The organism is Acuticoccus kandeliae (genome assembly GCF_003073115.1).
Genome location: NZ_QBBV01000021.1, coordinates 1 through 659, shown reverse-complemented (window position 1 = coordinate 659; position 659 = coordinate 1). Strand labels below are relative to the sequence as shown.

At 72.7% G+C, this 659-nt stretch carries 1 protein-coding gene; it reads left to right on the top strand.

Features of this window, described 5'->3' with window-relative positions; genetic code table 11:
- Positions 1–10 precede the first annotated feature (10 nt).
- Entirely contained in the window at positions 11–646 is a 636-nt protein-coding gene (gene rpsE, locus DBV35_RS29085; protein WP_062397823.1) for a 30S ribosomal protein S5, read from the top strand.
- The last annotated feature ends 13 nt before the right edge of the window (positions 647–659 follow it).

Sequence of the window (659 nt, the reverse complement as noted above, 5' to 3'; positions counted from 1 at the left end):
GGACGGTCTGATGCCGGGACGTACGCGGCGTGACGGCGGAGCCCCGGGCGGCAGCGGTGGGAACGACAACCGCAACAACCGGGACCGCCGGGACGGTGGCCGTGGCGGGGCGGCCCAGGACAAGACCCCGTACATCGAGCGGCTGGTCACGATCAACCGCGTGGCCAAGGTCGTCAAGGGCGGCCGCCGGTTCAGCTTCACCGCGCTGATGATCGTCGGCGACGGTGACGGCCTGGTGGGCGTCGGCTACGGCAAGGCCAAGGAGGTGCCGGCCGCGATCGCCAAGGGCGTGGAGGAGGCGAAGAAGAACTTCTTCCGCGTCCCCCGCATCGGCGGCACGATCGTGCACCGCGTGCAGGGTGAGGCCGCCGCCGGCGTCGTCATGCTGCGCCCGGCCTCCCCGGGTACCGGTGTCATCGCCGGCGGCCCGGTCCGCGCGGTGCTGGAGTGCGCGGGGATCTCGGACATCCTGTCCAAGTCCCTCGGCTCCGACAACGCCATCAACATCGTGCACGCCACGGTGGCGGCGCTGAAGTCGGTGCAGCGTCCGGAGGAGGTCGCGGCCCGCCGCGGCCTGCCGCTGGAGGACGTCGCCCCGGCGAGCATGATGCGCCAGCGCGCCGAGGCCGACGCGGCGAAGGTGTGAGCGACATGGCCAC